The sequence below is a fragment of the Xanthomonas sp. D-109 genome (assembly GCF_017746095.1).
In the GTDB taxonomy this organism is placed as follows: domain Bacteria; phylum Pseudomonadota; class Gammaproteobacteria; order Xanthomonadales; family Xanthomonadaceae; genus Xanthomonas_A; species Xanthomonas_A sacchari.
Genome location: NZ_JAGHWV010000011.1, coordinates 160,987 through 175,939, shown reverse-complemented (window position 1 = coordinate 175,939; position 14,953 = coordinate 160,987). Strand labels below are relative to the sequence as shown.

The window sequence follows — 14,953 nt, the reverse complement described above, 5'->3', positions numbered from 1 at the left end:
TCCTGCGCATGAACCAACCCTCGGTCCCCGACGTCGTTCCCGCGCCGCTGCCCGTCGACGAAGCGGAACGTCTGCGCGCGCTGGCCGAGTTGGGGATGCTGGACACCCCGTCGGAGCCGGCCTTCGACGACCTGATCTGGCTGACCAGCCAGCTGTGCGAGGCGCCGATCGCCCTGATCTCGCTGATCGACGAACGCCGGCAATGGCTCAAGGCGAGCTGCGGCCTGCCCGCCGGCACCACCGGCTATCCGCGCGAGCTGGCGTTCTGCACGTATGCCTTGCTGTCGCCGCAGTTGCTGGAGGTGCCGGACACCACGCTGGACCCGCGTTTCGCCGGCAACCCGTTGGTCTGCGGTGCGCCGCACCTGCGCTTCTATGCCGGCATGCCACTGGTCGGCGACCAGGGCTACAGCTACGGCACCCTGTGCGTGGTCGACATCCGTCCGCGGCAGCTGGACACGCGCCAGCGCGAAGGTCTGCAGCGCCTGGCCCGGCAGGTCACTGCGCACCTGGAGGCGCGCCGCGACGCACGCATCGCCCACGACCAGGCCAAGACGCTGAGCCTGCTGCTGGAAACCATGCCCGACGGCGTGGTGTCGTGCCGGGCCGACGGCACGCTGGGCGAGTTCAACCGGGTGGCACGGCAGTGGCACGGGGCCGATCCTCGCGCCTTGCCGCCCGAGCAGTGGGCGCAGTACTTCGACCTGTTCGACGCCAGCGGCCAGCGCCTGCTGGCCAGCGATGACGTGCCGCTGGTCCGTGCCTGGCGCGGCGAATCGGTGCGCGATGCGGAAATCGTGATTGCCGCCAAGGGGCAGGCGCCGCGCAGCGTGCTGTGCAATGCGGAACGGTTGTATGGCGGCGACGCGCGGGTGCTCGGCGCGGTCTGCGTGATGCGCGACGTCAGCGCCGAACGCGCGGCGTCGCAGGCGGCGCTGCTGGCGGGGCAGCGCTTCTCCGGCGCGTTCTCGGTGGCCGCGCACGGCATGGCGCTGGTGTCGCTGGAAGGGCGCTGGCTGGACGTCAACGACGCCTTGTGCGCGATGCTCGGCTACAGCCGCGCGGAGCTGCTGGAGCTGCGCTTCCAGGATCTGACACATCCTGAGGACCTCGCCGAAGACATGGAACAGGTGGCCGCGTTGATCGCCGGCCGCCGCAACGACTACCACAGCGAAAAGCGCTATCACCACCGCGACGGCCATACCGTGCGTGCGCGCCTGGCGGTGTCGCTGGTGCGCGACGAACAGCAGCGTCCGCTGCACTTCGTCACCCATATCCAGGACATCACCGAGCAGCACCAGGCCGAGCACCGCCTGCGCGACAGCGAGGCGCAACTGCGCACCATCGCCGACAACGCGCCGGCGCTGATCGCCTACCTCGACCACGACCTGCGCTACCAGTTCGTCAACCGGCCGTATGCGGCGTGGTTCGGGCTGGCGCCGGAGCGCATCGTCGGCCGCGGACTGCACGAGGTGCTGGATCCACAGCAGCAGGCCTTGCTGCAAGTGCATCTGCCGGCAGCGCTGCAGGGTGTCCCGGCGCAGTTCGACGCCGAACTGTGCGATGCCACCGACGCCCTGCGCATCATGCATTTCAGCCTGATCCCGGATGTGGCGCTGGCGCCGCAACGGGTCGGCCTGCACCTGATGATCAGCGACATCACCGGGCAGACCCGGTTGGCGCGGCTGCTGGAGGAGCGCGCGCTGCGCGACGAGCTGACCGGGCTGCCGAACCGGATGGCCTGGAACCAGACGCTGCGGCGACGCATGAGCGAGCGCCGCAGCCAGGGCCAGGTGGCGGTGATGTTCCTGGATCTGAACGACTTCAAGAGCGTCAACGATCGTTTCGGCCATCACGTCGGCGATGCGCTGCTGGTGCACTTCGCGCGGCTGCTGCAGCGTTGCCTGCGCGGGCAGGACAGCATCGCGCGGTTGGGCGGCGACGAGTTCGTGGTGCTGCTGGAAGGGCTGGCCGACGCCAGGCGCGAAGTGCTGGCCGCCGCGGAGCGGATCATGGCGGCGTGCGCGGACGGCTGCGAGGTCAGTGGCCGGCACCTGCCGTTGCAGCCGAGCATCGGCATCGCGGTGCAGGCCGGCCCCGGCTTCGATCCGGTGCTGCTCACCCAGCGCGCCGACGAGGCCATGTACGTGGCCAAGCGCGATCCGCAGGCGCGGGTGCAGATCGCCATGCTCTGAGCGCGGCACGCCGTGCGCGTGGCGCGTCGGTCCCTGGCGGACAGCGCCGAGCGCTCAGCGGCAGTGCTGCGATGACGGCGTGGCGTCGGCGACGACGCGGCGCAACGCGCAGGGCGTGCCGCCACCATCGAGCCTGCGCTGATCCGGCGTGGACGCGTCGAAGCGGATGACGATGTCCGGCACCTCACAGTGGACCTTGTCCGCGATCGGGGTGAGCGCTCCGTAGGATCGCGCTCAAGGCCGCTTTCCACGCGACGCCAGGCAATCCTTGTGCGGACGCGGTGACGCGATCAAGGCGTCGGCGGCGTCTCTACCGGTGGCAAGCTCATCCCCAGCCGTTGCCGCACCTTTGCCAGGGCCGCCGTGTCGGCTTCGATGAGCGCGCGTCGCCCCCGTGCGAATGCCGCCGGATCGGGATTGTCCGCATCGGGCCCTCTGAAACGTTCCCTGCTCAGGTTGCAGGGATCGCACCCGGTCGCCTGGTTGCCCGCCAGGATCAGCGTGGTGCCGGGCGCGCCTGGCCCCGCCGGTGCGCGCTTCAACTGGAACACGAGCGCGGTCATCCAGGCGCCGTTGGGTAGCGAGCGCCGGTCGCGGCTGGCGAGGCGGAATCCGGACTGCTCATAGGATTCGATGTAGGCGCGTTCCAGTGCCTGCTGCGACATGCCGGCATGGGGAGTCTCGGTGATGGCGCGGCTCTGCGCGGCGGCTGCGCCGTGGACCAGCAAAGCCAGGGTCAGGTGCAAGCCAAGGATCGATCGGCCGGTGGCCATGCAGTGCTCTCGAGCCGGTTCGAATGGCTAGATTACGGGAAGCGAGCCTGTAGCCGGACGTCGCCGTGCACCTTCACGTCCGTGCTTCGGCCCGATCCCGTACCGGTCGCGCTCAGGCCCCGCTCCGTTGCAGCCAGGCCACCGCGCCGCGGCCGGCGCGCAGGCCGCTGGCGAAGCACGCCGTGAGCAGGTAGCCGCCGGTCGGCGCTTCCCAGTCGAGCATCTCGCCGGCGCAGAAGGTGCCGGGCAGCGCCCGCAGCATCAGGTGCGCATCCAGCGCCTCCAGGCGCACGCCGCCGGCGCTGCTGATCGCCTCGGCCAGCGGGCGCGGGCGCTGCAGGGTCAGCGGCAGGCGCTTGAGCGTGGCCGCGGCCAGCGTCGGATCGTGGCCGGCCTGCTTGCCGAGGATCTCGAACAGCAGCGCCGCCTTGACCCCGTCGATGCCGGCCTGGCGGCGCAGATGCTCGCCGAAGCTGCGGCCGCCGCGCGGCTTGCCCAGTTCGGCCTGCAGCCGTGGCAGGTCGCGCCCCGGCGCCAGGTCCAGCCACAGCGTGGTCGGGCCGTGCGCGGCGATGGTCTCGCGCAGGTCCGCGGCCAGCGCATAGATCAGGCTGCCTTCGATGCCGTGCTCGCCGACCACGCATTCGCCCTGCAGCGACTGCGCCTGGCCCTGCGCATCGTGCCAGTGCGCGACCACCGGCTTCAGCGGCGCGCCGGCATGGCGTTCGCGGAAATGCGCGCTCCACTCCACGTCGAAGCCGCAGTTGGCCGGCTGCAGCGGCGCCACCTCCACGCCGCGCGCGCGCAGCGTGTCCTGCCAGGCGCCGTCGGAGCCGAGCTGCGGCCAGCTGCCGCCGCCCAGCGCCAGCACGCAGGCATCGGCCTGCACGCGCTGCTCGCCGTCGGCGCCGGCGAAGCGCAGCGCGCCGTCCGCGGCCCAGCCCAGCCAGCGCTGCTGCACGTGGAAGCGCACGCCGGCCTCCTTCAGCCGCCGCACCCAACCGCGCAGCAGCGGCGCGGCCTTGCGGTCCAGCGGGAACACCCGCCCGGAGCTGCCGACGTAGGTCTCCACACCCTGCGCCTGCGCCCAGGCGCGCAGTGCGTCGGCATCGAAGTCGGCCAGCCAGTCGCCGACCGCGGTCGCGCGTTCGCGATAGCGGGCGACGAAGCGTTCGAACGGATCGGAGTGGGTCAGGTTGAGGCCGCCCTTGCCGGCGATCAGGAACTTGCGTCCCACCGAGCCCTTGGCCTCGTACAGGTCGACCTCGGCGCCGGCGGCGCGCGCGGTCTCGGCGGCGATCAGCCCGGCCGGGCCGCCGCCGACGATGACGAGACGGCCGCGCACCGGCGCGGCGTGCTTGCTGGCGGGCATCGGCGCAGTCGGCTCAACGCGGCTGGACATCGAGCAGTTCGACCTCGAACACCAGCGAGGCGCCCGGCGGGATCACCCCGCCGGCGCCGCTGTCGCCGTAGCCGTAGTCCGACGGCAGCATCAGCAGGCGCTTGCCGCCCACGCGCATGCCGGCCACGCCCTCGTCCCAGCCGCGGATCACCTGGCCACCGCCCAGCACGAAGCTGAAGGGCTGGCCGTGGTCGGCGGAGGCGTCGAACTTCTCGCCGCGCTTGTCCTTGGCGTGCTCGTCGTACAGCCAGCCGGTGTAGTGCACGGTGACCCGGCTGCCGGGGCGCGCCTCGGCGCCGTCGCCGACACGCTCGTCGGTGGCCTGGAACGTGGCGATGCTGCCGCCGGGCGGCGGCCCCGGCGGCGTGCAGCCGCCCAGCAGCCACGCCGGCAACGACAGGCTCAACAGCAGCAGGATTCGGCGCATGCGGGACGTCCACGGCGGGCAGGGCGTGCAAGGGTAGCGCATCGCCGCAGCGGCTATCATGCGGCGCATGGCCAAACTGCTGCTCAACCTGCGCCACGTGCCCGACGACGAACGCGCCGAGGTCTGCGCGCTGCTCGATGCCGCCGGCATCGGCTACTACGAAACCCGCGCCGGCACCTTCGGCATCTCCGCCGGCGGCATCTGGCTGCGCGAGGACGCCGAGCAGGCGCGCGCCAAGTCGTTGCTGGCCGAGTACCAGGCCGAACGTGGCCAACGCGCCCGCGCCGAGCGCGCCGCGGCGTTGCGCGACGGCAGCGCCGAAACCTTCGCCCGCCTGTTGCGGCGGCGCCCGCTGTTCGTGCTGGCGACGTTGCTGGGCATGCTGCTGGTCGCTTCGCTGGTGCTGCTGCCGTTCCTGCTGCTGCGCGGCTAGCGGGGCGCGCTGCAACACGCGTCGCCGAGGTGCCGTGTGCGCTGGGGCGGCCGTTTCCTGCAGCGGGCATGCGCCGCAGGCTCTAAAATGCGCCGATGATCGCCAACACCGCCGCCTATCACTTCGTCGCCATCGCCGACCCCGACGCGCTCGCCGCGCAGTTGCATGCCTGGGCGCAGGACGGAGACCTGCGCGGCACGATCCTGGTGGCGGGCGAGGGCATCAACCTGTTCCTGGCCGGCGCGCCGGCAGCGATCGACGGCTTCTACGCGCAGTTGCGTGCCGATCCGCGCTTCGCCGACCTGCGCGTGAAGTCCAGCACCAGCGCACAGCAGCCGTTCGCGCGGCTGAAGGTCAAGGTCAAGCCGGAGATCATCAGCTTCCGCCGCGATGCCGCCGCGCCGCTGGAGGCGGCGCGTGCGCCGGCGGTGGCGCCGGCCACCCTGCAGCGCTGGCTGCGCCAGGGGCACGACGACACCGGCCGGCGCGTGGTACTGCTGGACACGCGCAATGCGCAGGAAGTGGTCCACGGCACCTTCGCCGGCGCGTTGACCCTGCCGATCGTCAAGTTCACCGACCTGCCGGAGGCGCTGGCCCCGCACCGCGCGGCCCTGGCCGACGCCACCGTGGTCAGCTTCTGCACTGGTGGCATCCGCTGCGAAAAGGCGGCGCTGTGGATGCGCGCCGACGGCATGGACAACGTGCTGCAACTGGACGGCGGCATCCTCGGCTACTTCGAGGAAGTGGGCGGCGAGGGCTACGACGGCCGCTGCTTCGTCTTCGACGAACGCGTGGCGCTGGATCCGCAGTTGGAGCCGCTGGTGGGCGGCTGATTGTCGCGGGATTGGGGAGTCGGGATTGGGGATTGGCAAAGGCGTGTTGCTGCCAGCTATGCATGTGGCCCGTCAGGTAAGGCAACACCCGCTTTAACGAATCCCCAATCCCGACTCCCCAATCCCCACGCCCTCAGGCGTACTGCATCTTGCGCGTCATCCCGCCATCGACCACGAACTCCTGGCCGGTGATGAAGCCGGCCTGCGCCGACAGCAGATAGACCGCCAGGGCGCCGATGTCCGGTGGCGTACCGACACGACCGGCCGGATGCTGCGCATGGTCCTGTCGCGACAGCTTGGGAGCGCGCCGCGCGGTCGGCTTGCGCCAGGCGTCGGTGGCGATCCAGCCGGGGCTGATGCAGTTGACCCGTACCTGCGGACCGGCGCTGATCGCCAGCGCGTGGGTGAACGCCACCAGCCCGCCCTTGGACGCGGCGTAGGCCTCGGTGTCCGGTTCGGACTGCTGCGCGCGGGTGGAGGCGATGTTGACGATGGCGCCGCCGCCGCGGCTGCCGCGCAACGCCGGCAGGGCGTGCTTGCTGCACAGGAACGCGCCGCCCAAGCTGGCCCCGAGCCGTCGGTTCCACTCGCGCAGCGACAGCCGTTCCAGCGGTCCGGTGTGTGGATCGGCGATGCCGGCGTTGTTGACTAGCCCGTCGATGCGGCCGAACCGGGCCAGCGCGGCATCGATGAAGCGGCGCACGCTGGCCTCGGCGGCCACATCGACGCGGCGGAACAGCAGGCGCTCGCCGGCATCCAGTTCGGTCACGCAGGCCCGCCCGGCGTCGGCGTCGAGATCGCCGAACACGACCTTGCCGCCAGCGCCCAGCACCGCCTGCACCACGCCGCGGCCGATGCCTTGCGCGCCTCCGGTGACCAGCACCACACGGTCGCGCAAGGGCATGGCGGGGACGGGTGCGGGTGGCGGGATCAGCGACATGGGGGCGACCGGGCGAGAGCAGGGGTATCAGCCTAGCCAGCGCGCTGTGCAACCAATGTGGTAGTGGCGCTTGCGTTGATCTGATGATGCGAGGCTTCGCCCGTACCCTCATCTGCCCCTTCGGGGCACCTTCTCCCGGCGGGAGAAGGGAGAGCCAAAGCCCCTCTCCCTCCGGGAGAGGGGTTGGGGTGAGGGTCCGGAGCGCGCAGCGCCTGCACCGATCTGGCAGTGCGAGGCTTCTCCCGTACCCTCATCCGCCCCTGCGGGGCACCTTCTCCCGGTGGGAGAAGGAAGAGGCCAAAGCCCCTCTCCCACCGGGAGAGGGGTTGGGGTGAGGGTCCGGAGCGCGCAGCGCCTGCACCGATCTGGCAGTGCGTGGCTTCGCCCGTACCCTCATCCGCCCCTGCGGGGCACCTTTTCCCGGTGGGAGAAGGAAGAAGCCAAAGCCCCTCTCCCACCGGGAGAGGGGTTGGGGTGAGGGTACGACCGCCAGCCAAGCGTCCTGCCCGACGCACACACCAACACCCAACACCCAGCGCAAATCAGCGTTCCGGCCACGGCCGCTGCAATCGGCGACCGGCGTCCCCACCTCGTCCGCATCGCCTGCAGGAACCCGCCTCACCATGATGCCGATCTCCATCCTCGACCTCGCCCCGGTCTGCGAAGGCAGCGACGCCGCCGGCGCCTTCGCCAACATGCTGGACCTGGCCCAGCACGCCGAACGCTGGGGCTACCATTGCTACTGGCTGGCCGAGCACCACAACATGCCCGGCATCGCCAGCGCCGCCACCGCGGTGCTGATCGGGCATGTGGCCGGCGGCACCAAGCGCATCCGCGTCGGCGCCGGCGGCATCATGCTGCCCAACCACGCGCCGCTGCAGGTGGCCGAGCAGTTCGGCACCCTGGCCTCGCTGTATCCCGGGCGCATCGACCTGGGCCTCGGCCGCGCGCCCGGCACCGACCAGGCCACGGCGCGCGCCTTGCGCCGCTACTTCGACAGCGCCGACCAATTCCCGCACGACGTCGCCGAATTGCTGCGCTATTTCGAGCCGGCGGTGGACGGGCAACTGGTGCGCGCCGTGCCCGGCGCCGGCATCGAGGTGCCGGTGTGGCTGCTCGGCTCCAGCCTGTTCAGCGCGCGCCTGGCCGCGGCGATGGGCCTGCCGTTCGCCTTCGCCTCGCATTTCGCCCCGGACGCGATGGACGAGGCGCTGGCGGTGTATCGCCGCGAGTTCCGCGCATCGGCGCGCCTGCAGGCGCCGTATGCGGTACTGGCCTTGAACGTGGTGGCCGCCGCGTCCACCGAAGAGGCGCGGCGTCTGTTCACCACCCAGCAGCAGAGCTTCGTCAACCTGCGCCGCGGCCGCCCCGGGTTGATTCCGCCTCCGATCGACGACATCGAAGCGTTCTGGGCACCGCACGAGAAGCTGGGTGTTGAGCGGGCGCTGGCCTGCACCGTACTCGGCGATCCCGACACGGTCGCGCAGGGCCTGTCGGACTTCGTCGCGCGGCACCGCCCGGACGAGCTGCTGTTGACCGCGAACATCCACGATCACGCGGCGCGCTTGCGCTCGTTCCAATTGGCGGCGGAGGCATGGACGCAGGTCGCTGCGGCCGCCTGATGCGTGCATCCGCGCGGGTGTCTACGAGCGCAGACGCACTTCGCCGAGAAACACCGCACTCCTGTTGATGCACATCACAGCGCGCACTGCTTTCACGATGTCTTGATTTTGCCCGGTATGTGATCGTGGCGCGTCACGCATCAGCGTGGCGTTCGGCCCAGGACATGGCCGTACAACGATGCGAACAGGGGATCGGCAATGAACGCACAACATCCGAGGGCGCCGGTGCACGAATGTGGACTGGAGGCGGCACTGCAACAACTGAGCAAATGCCTGGAGCGCGTACGCGGCCAGGCGACCGAGCGGTCGACCCAGAATGCCTCGCCGCGCCAGGCGCACATGCGCAACGTGTTCGCCAACGAGACGGGGCTGTACCTGGTGAAGTGAGCGGGTGGCGCTGCGCGCTGCCGCCGCGACGCGTCAGCGCAGCTTCTGCATCCATTCCCGGCCCAGGTCGACCACCTGGTCCGAAGCCAATCCCAGGCTCAGTGCCACGGCGATGCTGCCCAGCCACGACAGCAGCATCAGCCCACCGTCCCGTTCCAGCAACGCCAGCGCGAACAGCAGCAGCATCGCGCCGAAGGCGTAGTTGGTGAACGGGATCGGCAGCGACAGCAGGATCCCCAGCACGACCAACAGCAGGCCGCTGAACGCACGCGCCGGCAGGGTGTCGACCAGCGCCGGCAGGCGCGGCTTGAGCAGCCGGTCCAGGCGTCGCAGCCACGGCGCGATGCGGCCGACGAAGCGCTGCATGGTGCGGCGGCGCGGCCCGCGCTCGCCGATGAAACGCGGCAACCACGGCTTGCGCAGACCGATCAGCATCTGCAGGCCGATCAGCGTCACCAGCGGCCCGCTGATGCCGCCGGCCAGGCCCGGCACCGGCAGGAACGCGGGCAGGATCGCCACGAACAGGAACACGCCGAACGCGCTCTGCTGCAGATCGGCGAGGATCAGCCGCAGCCGCAGGTGTTCGTCCGGGTCGCCCAGGACGAAGGTGTCGAGCAGGGTGCGGATGCCCTCGGCGCTGTAGCCGTGGTCGCCGTCGCGCGGCGCACCGCCGGGTGCGTCACCCGGTGATGTCATCGCTGTTCTCGTCCTGCAGCCTGCGCAGCAGCAGCTTGTCCACGCGCGCGCCGTCCAGGTCGACGATCTCGATGCGCCAGCCGGCCCAGTCGAAGAACTCGCCGGCGTGCGGGATGCGCCCGAAGTAGTAGATGCACAGGCCGGCCAGGGTGTTGTAGTCGCCTTCCTCGGCGCTGGGCAGCTCGGCGCCGCCGAGCAGTTCGCGCAGCTCCTCGATCGCCAGCGAGCCGTCGATCAGCAGCGAGCCGTCGGCGCGGGTCACCACCAGCGCGTCCTCGTCGGCGGTGTCGGCCGATTGCAGGCGCCCGACCACCGCGCCCATCAGGTCGCTGATCGTCACCAGGCCCTGGATCTCGCCGTACTCGTCCACCACCAGCGCCATCGACTGCTGTTCCTCGCGGAAGATCTCCAGCAGCTTCATCGCGTGGGTGGACTCGGACACGAACAGGGTGTCGCGCAGGCTCTGGAACAGTTGGGTGGCGTCGCCGTCCATGCGCGTGACCAGCGATTTCACCTCCAGCACGCCGGCGATGTCCTGGTCGCTGCCGCGGTACACCGGGTAGCGCGAGAACTCGTGTTCGCGCATCACCTGCAGGTTGCGCTGCGGCTCGGCGTTGGCGTCGAGCCAGGCGATGCGGTTGCGCGGGGTCATCAGGCTGTCGGCGGTACGGTCGCCCAGGCGCATGACCCGGTTCATCATGTCGCGCTCGTGCGCGTCGATCACACCGGCCTCGTGGCTCTCGGCCACCAGCATGCGGATCTCCTCTTCGGTCACCGAAGCCGATTCCTCCTTGCCCAGGCCGAGCAGGCGCAGCACCAGCCGGGTCGAGCGCGACAGCACCCAGACGAACGGCGCGGCGGCCCGGGCCAGCCAGCCCATGGGAATGGCGACGAAGCCGGCGATGACCTCCGATCGGGTCAGCGCAAGGCGCTTTGGCACCAGTTCACCGAAGATCAGCGTCAGGAAGGTGATCAGCACGATCGCCAGGGTCTTGCCGATCAGCGCCGACCACGGCTGCGGATCGCCGAACAGGGTGAAGTTGGCCGCCAGCGCCGGGAACAGCGCCTGCAGCTTGGCCGCGATCGCCACGCCCATGGCCTGGCCGCCGAAGACACCGGTCAGGATGCCGATGGCGGTGATGCCGATCTGCACGGTGGACAGGAAGTGCTCGGGGTTCTCGGCGAGCGCCAGGGCCTTGGCCGCGCGCGTGCTGGACTGGGCCATCTGCTTCAGCCGGCTCTTGCGCGAGGTCATCAGCGACATCTCGGACATCGCGAAGAAACCGTTGAGCAGGATGAGGGCTGCAACGATCAACAGTTCAAGCATGCGCGCGCTCCTTGGCGCCAAGGAAAGCGGGGACATGGGCGCCGTTGCGGCGCGGGGGAGGGGGGCTGGGGTGGTCGTCCATAGGGTGCGCCCGTGAAGGGCGCGGCGAGGATGGTAACAAACCCAGGGAGGCGCCGCGTCCACGCGGTGCCCACGCCGGCAGGCAATCTCCCGGGCCGCGACTACCCGCAGGTGTCAGCAAACAGTCATAATTCCGCCCCAGTGCCGTCCTTCCCGCGACGGCGGGAAGCGCGTTGCATGTTTTCGTTGCAGACCATCTTCGGTTCCGGCAAGCAGTTCTACACCCTGCTCGACGAGGCGGCACAGGCCGCCTACGACAGCACCAAGGCCCTGCACGCGATGATGCGCGAGTCCGACCGGCAGCCGGCGCTGGACGGCTTCAAGCTGGCGCGCCTGCGCGAGCGCGCGGCCTCCGACAAGATCGGCCAGGCGCTGGTGGACAGCTTCATGACGCCCATCGAGCGCGAGGACATCGAGGCGCTGGGCTCGGCGCTGTACAAGATTCCCAAGCAGGTGGAGAAGTTCGCCGACCGCTACTCGCTGGCGATCCAGCACCTGGAGCACATCGACTTCGCCCCGCGCGCGGCGATGCTGGAGCAGGCCGCGGCAGTGGTGGTGGAGATGGTCCACGACCTGCGCAACATGCACCTGGACCGGATGAGCGCGCTCAACGACAAGCTGCGCTCGCTGGAGAACGAGGCCGACCGGCTGATGCTGGAGCTGTACCGCGACATCTACTCCGGGCGCCTGGACAACCTGCAGATGTTCCTGCTCAAGGAGTTCTTCGAAATCCTGGAGAAGGCCATCGACCGTTGCCGCGAGGCCGGCGTGGTGGTCTACCAGATCGTGCTGAAGAACTCCTGATGGACGCGCTGCGGAGTTGCTGCCTGCGCGGCCGTGGCGCCCTGCGCGCGCCGGCCGCCGCCGCCGCGTGCATGGAGGCGCGCCGATGCTGAGCCTGGTTTTGATCGTGATCCTGGCGGCACTGGTGTTCGAATTCATCAACGGCTTCCACGACACCGCCAACTCGATCGCCACGGTGGTCGCCACCAAGGTGCTCAGCCCCGGCTGGGCGGTGATGCTGGCCGCGGCGATGAACCTGGTCGGCGCGCTGACCGGCACCGCGGTGGCGATGACCATCGCCTCCGGCCTGCTCAACACCGACGTGGTCGCGGTGACTCCGCAGGTAGTGTTGTGCGCGCTGCTCGGCGGCATCGTCTGGAACCTGATCACCTGGTGGAAGGGCCTGCCGTCCTCGTCTTCGCACGCGCTGATCGGCGGCCTGTGCGGCGCCGGCCTGGCCGCGGCGCACAACGACTGGGATGCGCTGATCTGGTCGCAGACCGTGGGCGACTGGGCCAAGAACAAGGGCCTGCTGTGGAAGGTGTTCGTGCCGATGGTCACCTCGCCGATCGCCGGCTTCCTGCTCGGCATCGCGGTGATGCTGCTGCTGTGGGCGGCGATCGCCGGCCTGGCCAAGCTCGGCGGCCCGCTCGGGCGGCTGGCGCGGCCGCGCTGGGTCAACGCCTTCTTCGGCAAGGCGCAGATCGCCTCGGCCGCGTACATGGGCTATGCGCACGGCCACAACGACGCGCAGAAGACCATGGGCATCATCGCCATGACCCTGATCGGCGCGCAGAGCACCGGCGCCCTGGACGCGCTGCCGTCGTGGCTGGCCTTCCTGCATCCCGACGCCCATCAGGGGCAGGGCATCGCCACCTGGATCGTGCTGACCTGTGCGGTGGTGATGGCCGCCGGCACCGCCTCCGGCGGCTGGAAGATCATCAAGACCCTGGGCCACAAGATGGTCAAGCTGCATCCGATCCACGGCTTCGCCGCGGAGACCAGCTCGGCCACGATCCTGACCCTGGCCGCGCACTTCGGCATGCCGGTGTCCACCACCCACAGCATCTCCACCGCGATCATGGGCGTGGGCTTCGCCAAGAACCCGCGCTCGCTGCGCTTCGGCGTCATCGAACGCATCGTCTGGGCGTGGATCCTGACGATTCCGGCGGCCGCCGGCGTGGCGTATCTGATTTTCCGTGGATTCGCGCTGGCTGGGTGGGTGTGAGGGAGCCGGGAATCGGGAGTGGGGAAACGGGAATCGTAAAAGCATAGATTTCCCGCGAACGGTGACGATGTCGCCCTCCGAAAGGAGTGTGGATACTTCTTACGTCCTCTTGTCGCAGCGAGTGTTGCCTGCGTCGCGACGTCGCGTAGCCAAGTGGCTCTATCGCGATAGCACTCCCGAACCACGCAGGTCGGGGTATCGTCTCGATGACTGGGGAACCGCTTTTGCGATTCCCAATTCCCCATTCCCATCAATTAGCCCGATACATCGCCAGAACGTCCTGCCGCAACGCGCGCTGGCTGTCGGCGCGGTTGTAGAACATGTGGCCGCCGGGGTAGTTCTTGACCTGCACGCGGGTGGGGTCGTTGCCCATCACCGGCATCTGGTCCACCGTCAGCACCGAACCCATGAACGGGCACGACAGGTCGTTCCAGCCGTGCACGATCAGCACGCGCAGCTTCGGGTCGATCGCCACCGCCTGGCGCAGTTGCGTGACCGAGCCCTTGCGCAGTTCGTCGTCCCAGTCCCACAGCCGGTTCACGTCGTAGTTCAGCGCCTCGTAGCGGGCGTCGACCTTCCAGCCGACCACGCGGGTCACGAAATCGACCATCGCGGTGGTGGTGGGGGCGATGATGCTGTCCAGCAGCGGGTCGTTGGCGCGCTGCTCGGGGGCGTTGGGGAACGGGTCGAAGGCGGTGACGTTGGAGTCGTAGCGGCTGCCGAGTTCGCCCTTGTCGCGGAACACCTCGCGCAGGTATGCCTGGGTCTCCAGGCGGCCGCCGGCGCGGCGCACGAAGGCCGGGTCCAGGCCGGTCATCGCGGTCACCTGCTGGATCATGCGGGTGGTGCCGGCCGGGTCCGAGCGGCCGCGCAGCAGCGCGGTGACATAGTCGCCGCGGGTGTAGTCGATCACCTGGCGCATCGCCTCCGGGGTCAGCTTGCCTTCGCGCTCCAGGCGCGCGGCGGCGATCGACGGCAGGGTCAGCATCCACGGCAGCGGCGAGACGTCGCCGTTGTCGTCCAGGGTCGGATTCAGGTACGGCGAGACCAGGACCACGCCGTTCATCGCCACGCCGAGCTTGGTCTGCAGGTAGTGGGTGATGCGCGGGCCGCGGAAGCCGCCGTAGCTTTCGCCGACCAGATATTTGCGCGACTGCAGGCGCTGGTTCTTCAGCAGCCAGTCGTAGATGGTGCGCGAGAGGTACTCGATGTCGGCCTGCGGGTTGTAGAACTGCTTCTTGGCCTGCTCGTCGGGGATGCGCGAGCGGCTGAAGCCGGTGCCGACCGGGTCGATGAACACCAGGTCGGTGAAGTCCAGCCAAGTGCCGGGGTTGTCGCGCAGTTGCGCCGGCGCCGAGGCGCTGTCGCCCTCGCTGCCGAACGCCACCACCTTCGGTCCGATCGCGCCCAGGTTGAGATACACCGAGGCCGCGCCGGGGCCGCCGTTGAGCGCGAAGGTGACCGGGCGGTCCTTGCCGTCCATGGTGTAGGCGGTATAGACCACGTCGGCGACGACCTTGCCTTGTTTGTCCTTCACCGGCAGCGTGCCGACCTTGACCGTGTAGCGCAGGGTGCGGCCGTCGAGCTGGGTGGATTGGCTGGTCTGCGCGTCGGCCGGCAGCGGCGCCGGTTCGACGGCGGCGGGCTTGTCGGCCTTGTCGGCGTTCGCCGCATCGGCATCGGCGGCCAGTGCCGCGGTCATCGGCGTCGCCGCCAGCAGGACGGCCAGCAGGACGGAGGGGAAGGTCGGCACGGGCAGTCGCTCGCAGGGAGGGAGCCGGCATGCTAGGCCGCGGCGCCGGCGCGGCGGATGTGCACAAAGCCAT

General features: G+C 69.9%; 15 protein-coding genes. 7 read left to right on the top strand and 8 right to left on the bottom strand.

Features of this window, described 5'->3' with window-relative positions; all coding sequences use genetic code 11:
• Window positions 1-8: 8 nt before the first annotated feature.
• Entirely contained in the window at window positions 9-2,195 is a 2,187-nt protein-coding gene (locus tag J7357_RS12275) for a diguanylate cyclase (protein ID WP_209246768.1), read from the top strand.
• Between the two features lie 54 nt (window positions 2,196-2,249).
• On the opposite strand, the gene J7357_RS21510 is transcribed toward J7357_RS12275, so the two are convergent.
• From J7357_RS21510 to J7357_RS12260, 4 genes are all read right to left on the bottom strand, one after another.
• A complete protein-coding gene (locus tag J7357_RS21510) occupies window positions 2,250-2,378 on the bottom strand; it encodes a hypothetical protein (RefSeq protein WP_280515381.1) in 129 nt (42 codons plus the stop codon).
• A gap of 107 nt (window positions 2,379-2,485) precedes the next feature.
• Window positions 2,486-2,941, bottom strand: a complete 456-nt coding sequence (locus J7357_RS12270) for a hypothetical protein (protein ID WP_209246766.1) — start codon at window positions 2,939-2,941, stop codon at window positions 2,486-2,488.
• A gap of 139 nt (window positions 2,942-3,080) precedes the next feature.
• A complete protein-coding gene (locus J7357_RS12265; RefSeq protein WP_209247011.1) occupies window positions 3,081-4,340 on the bottom strand; it encodes a TIGR03862 family flavoprotein in 1,260 nt (419 codons plus the stop codon).
• 13 nt (window positions 4,341-4,353) lie between these two features.
• Window positions 4,354-4,797 (bottom strand): FKBP-type peptidyl-prolyl cis-trans isomerase, encoded by a 444-nt coding sequence (locus J7357_RS12260; RefSeq protein WP_209246764.1) that lies wholly within the window; start codon window positions 4,795-4,797, stop codon window positions 4,354-4,356.
• A gap of 67 nt (window positions 4,798-4,864) precedes the next feature.
• Between J7357_RS12260 and J7357_RS12255 the strand changes: the two genes are divergently transcribed.
• A complete protein-coding gene (locus tag J7357_RS12255; RefSeq protein WP_209246762.1) occupies window positions 4,865-5,230 on the top strand; it encodes a DUF6164 family protein in 366 nt (121 codons plus the stop codon).
• Window positions 5,231-5,325: 95 nt separating this feature from the next.
• Entirely contained in the window at window positions 5,326-6,063 is a 738-nt protein-coding gene (locus J7357_RS12250; RefSeq protein WP_209246760.1) for a sulfurtransferase, read from the top strand.
• Window positions 6,064-6,196: 133 nt separating this feature from the next.
• On the opposite strand, the gene J7357_RS12245 is transcribed toward J7357_RS12250, so the two are convergent.
• Window positions 6,197-7,003, bottom strand: a complete 807-nt coding sequence (locus tag J7357_RS12245) for an SDR family oxidoreductase (protein ID WP_209246758.1) — start codon at window positions 7,001-7,003, stop codon at window positions 6,197-6,199.
• Window positions 7,004-7,626: 623 nt separating this feature from the next.
• Here J7357_RS12245 and J7357_RS12240 point away from each other — a divergent pair.
• Both J7357_RS12240 and J7357_RS12235 read left to right on the top strand, forming a co-directional pair.
• Complete coding sequence (locus J7357_RS12240; RefSeq protein WP_209246756.1) at window positions 7,627-8,625, top strand: LLM class flavin-dependent oxidoreductase; 999 nt, start codon at window positions 7,627-7,629, stop codon at window positions 8,623-8,625.
• 198 nt (window positions 8,626-8,823) lie between these two features.
• The gene (locus J7357_RS12235; protein ID WP_209246754.1) at window positions 8,824-9,012 is read left to right on the top strand and encodes a hypothetical protein; all 189 of its coding nucleotides are present in this window, start codon (window positions 8,824-8,826) and stop codon (window positions 9,010-9,012) included.
• 33 nt (window positions 9,013-9,045) lie between these two features.
• Here J7357_RS12235 and J7357_RS12230 read toward each other — a convergent pair whose 3' ends face one another.
• A complete protein-coding gene (locus J7357_RS12230; RefSeq protein ID WP_209246751.1) occupies window positions 9,046-9,708 on the bottom strand; it encodes an exopolysaccharide biosynthesis protein in 663 nt (220 codons plus the stop codon).
• Complete coding sequence (locus J7357_RS12225; protein WP_209246749.1) at window positions 9,692-11,035, bottom strand: hemolysin family protein; 1,344 nt, start codon at window positions 11,033-11,035, stop codon at window positions 9,692-9,694. The genes J7357_RS12230 and J7357_RS12225 overlap by 17 nt, the downstream gene beginning before the upstream one ends.
• Before the next feature lie 258 nt (window positions 11,036-11,293).
• Here J7357_RS12225 and J7357_RS12220 point away from each other — a divergent pair, with 258 nt between their 5' ends.
• Window positions 11,294-11,920, top strand: a complete 627-nt coding sequence (locus J7357_RS12220) for a DUF47 family protein (RefSeq protein WP_160958893.1) — start codon at window positions 11,294-11,296, stop codon at window positions 11,918-11,920.
• A gap of 85 nt (window positions 11,921-12,005) precedes the next feature.
• A complete protein-coding gene (locus J7357_RS12215) occupies window positions 12,006-13,127 on the top strand; it encodes an inorganic phosphate transporter (RefSeq protein ID WP_209246747.1) in 1,122 nt (373 codons plus the stop codon).
• 250 nt (window positions 13,128-13,377) lie between these two features.
• Here J7357_RS12215 and J7357_RS12210 read toward each other — a convergent pair whose 3' ends face one another.
• On the bottom strand, window positions 13,378-14,880 hold the full coding sequence (locus tag J7357_RS12210) for a S10 family peptidase (protein ID WP_029562153.1): 1,503 nt from the start codon (window positions 14,878-14,880) through the stop codon (window positions 13,378-13,380).
• Between the last annotated feature and the right edge of the window lie 73 nt (window positions 14,881-14,953).

Bases quoted from the DNA above. Each gene is read 5' to 3' on its own strand.
- J7357_RS12275 (WP_209246768.1), top strand. From the start codon at position 9: ATGAACCAACCCTCGGTCCCCGACGTCGTTCCCGCGCCGCTGCCCGTC.
- J7357_RS12265 (WP_209247011.1), bottom strand. From the start codon at position 4,340: ATGCCCGCCAGCAAGCACGCCGCGCCGGTGCGCGGCCGTCTCGTCATC.
- J7357_RS12260 (WP_209246764.1), bottom strand. From the start codon at position 4,797: ATGCGCCGAATCCTGCTGCTGTTGAGCCTGTCGTTGCCGGCGTGGCTG.
- J7357_RS12255 (WP_209246762.1), top strand. From the start codon at position 4,865: ATGGCCAAACTGCTGCTCAACCTGCGCCACGTGCCCGACGACGAACGC.
- J7357_RS12250 (WP_209246760.1), top strand. From the start codon at position 5,326: ATGATCGCCAACACCGCCGCCTATCACTTCGTCGCCATCGCCGACCCC.
- J7357_RS12245 (WP_209246758.1), bottom strand. From the start codon at position 7,003: ATGTCGCTGATCCCGCCACCCGCACCCGTCCCCGCCATGCCCTTGCGC.
- J7357_RS12240 (WP_209246756.1), top strand. From the start codon at position 7,627: ATGATGCCGATCTCCATCCTCGACCTCGCCCCGGTCTGCGAAGGCAGC.
- J7357_RS12235 (WP_209246754.1), top strand. From the start codon at position 8,824: ATGAACGCACAACATCCGAGGGCGCCGGTGCACGAATGTGGACTGGAG.
- J7357_RS12230 (WP_209246751.1), bottom strand. From the start codon at position 9,708: ATGACATCACCGGGTGACGCACCCGGCGGTGCGCCGCGCGACGGCGAC.
- J7357_RS12225 (WP_209246749.1), bottom strand. From the start codon at position 11,035: ATGCTTGAACTGTTGATCGTTGCAGCCCTCATCCTGCTCAACGGTTTC.
- J7357_RS12220 (WP_160958893.1), top strand. From the start codon at position 11,294: ATGTTTTCGTTGCAGACCATCTTCGGTTCCGGCAAGCAGTTCTACACC.
- J7357_RS12215 (WP_209246747.1), top strand. From the start codon at position 12,006: ATGCTGAGCCTGGTTTTGATCGTGATCCTGGCGGCACTGGTGTTCGAA.